The 2,342-nt window shown below is 59.9% G+C and carries 1 protein-coding gene; it reads right to left on the reverse strand.

What is annotated here, in order from left to right; genetic code table 11:
• Positions 1-113 precede the first annotated feature (113 nt).
• On the reverse strand, positions 114-2,342 hold a 2,229-nt coding region (locus A1351_RS03775; RefSeq protein ID WP_064032258.1), incomplete at its 5' end, for a TonB-dependent siderophore receptor.

Raw genomic sequence — 2,342 nt, forward strand, 5'->3', positions numbered from 1 at the left:
CGCGCGTCCGTGTGTCGGCGGCGCTTCGCGCCGAATTGGCCGGCGCCTCATCCGCGCCGGTGGAAAGGGGCCGTAGCTCGGTCGAGATTTGCCGCATCTCTTCCTCTCGTTTTCTAGAATTCCACACGCAACGATCCGAGGATCGTACGTCCGTCGCCGGGATATGTGAATAGCCGTCCGGCGGAGTTCGGGAAATAGGTCGTGTCGAGAAGATTCCGGACGTTGACCTGCGCCGTCAGATTCTTCACCCAAGGCAGCGCGCTCGGCTGGAAACGATACATGACCATCGCGTTCACGAGCGTGTGGGCGGGAAGCTGAAAGCTATTCTGCGCGTCGCCTTGTCGATGACCGACGTAATTGAACCCGCCGCCGAGGCTGAGACCTTCGAATTCGCCGTCGGCGTCATATTTGAGCCAGAGATTTCCGGCGTTGCGCGGCACATTCGTCATCCGATTGCCGGTGGTTCCGGAACCGCCGGTCGCCGTGCTGTCCTTGGTGATGCGCGCCTCGTCGTGACTGTAATTCGCGATCACGCTCCAATGCTCGTCGAGACGGCCGGCGAGGTCGAATTCGAAGCCTTCGCTGCGGACCGTGCCGATCGGAACCGCATAGGGCGTGCCGGGAACAGAGACGGTGATATTGGATTTCGTGATATCGTAATAGGCCAAGGTCGCCGTCAGCGCGCCATCCAAGACCGCCGCCTTGACGCCGCCTTCGAATTGCGTGCCGATCTGCGGCGCGAACAGCGGCTGCCCTGGAACAGGGAGCGCATTCGTCGCGCCGAAGGAACGACTGAAATTGCCATAGAAGGAGAGCCAGGGCAGGGGTTGGATCAGCAGGCCCACACGCGGGCTGAACGCCTCGTCATAGGCGGTGCGAAATCCTCGCGACGTCGCGGGATTATAGACTCCGCGCGCCTCTTCGTCGGAAATCGCGCTATTTCCGGTCCCGTTCTCGGCCCAGTCGTAGCGCCCTCCCAGCAGCACATGCACCTTGTCGTCGAAAAAGGAGATGACGTCCTGCCCATAGACGCCTTTCCAGACGAAGACGGTCTTGAAGAAATTATTGTCCGGCAGCTTCACATAATATTGCAGCGGCTCGATGGGGTAATAGATGTTGATCTGCGGAGCGAAAGGAGACGCTCCTGAGAAATTCGACCCACGTTGATGAAAGTCATAGTAGTCGGCGCCCAATAGGACGGCGTTGTCGAATGGGCCGATCGAAAATTTGCCGTTCACGTCGAGATTGGTGGAGAGCGTGGTCAGGACGCGGTCGCCATTGTCGTAGACGTTCCGGGTCGCGACCCCGGTCGTCTCGTTGAGAGCGGAAATACCGGTTTGCCGAAGCGTCAGCAGCGCATTCGTATAATAGAAGCGGTTGGTCACATGCCAATCGTCGGAAATATCATAGGTCCAGTCATAGCCGAAGCTGCGGCGTTCCTCGCGCGACGGATTGGCCAGCTCGAGCCCCGGATTGGAGGGGGTGAAGCTCCTCGCAAGCGAAGCCGGCCTCGTCCCCACGGCCGGGATCGGGCGGTCGGGACCGAATATGTGGTTCTGATATTCGAGATCGAGATTGAATCGGAACTGCTCGATCGGATGATAGGTGATCGTCGGCCCGACGAAAGCATTCTGGTCGGTGCGATATTTTTGAATGTGGTCGTTGCGGGAAAATTCGAGATTGACCCTGTAGAGCCAGGTCTTGTCTTCCGTGAGCGGCCCGGTGGCGTCGACCGTCGTTCTGGTCGTGTTCCACGATCCGAACTGCTCCTGAACAGAGACATAGGGCGTCTCGAGCGGTCGCTTGACAACCAGATTCACGACGCCGCCCGGCTCCAGCCTCCCGAAGAGCATCGCCGCAGGCCCTTTCAATACTTCGATCGACTGGAGATTTTCTGTTTCCAGGCTGGTGTTCAGATATTGTCTCAGATTGTTCCGGTAGACATTCGTATTGTCGATGCCCCGGATCAGAAACTGTTGATAGTTGCTGCCGAAATTGCCGCTGGCCGGGCGGACGCTGCTGACATTGCCGACGATCGCGTCCTTGACCGAGATCGCCTGCTGGTCATCCATCGCCTGGCGCGGCACGACCTGGATGTTGAATGGCGTCTTCAGGATCGACGTCCGATCCTTTCCAGAAACGGTCGCCGTGTCCATGTCGACCGTGTAGCCGGTGAAGCGGACGCCCAGTCCCGCGCCATTCTGGCTCGAGGCCGATTTCTCTCCGCTTTTGGCGCGCGCGGGCGCCTCGCCGGCAATGTCGATGGTCGGGAGCGCGTCCTGCGCCAGCGCGAGAGAGGATGAAAGGACGAGAGCGAGCGCGCCGGCGGAAGCGCCGCGCAG

This window comes from Methylosinus sp. R-45379 (assembly GCF_001644125.1).
Classification (GTDB): Bacteria; Pseudomonadota; Alphaproteobacteria; order Rhizobiales; family Beijerinckiaceae; genus Methylosinus.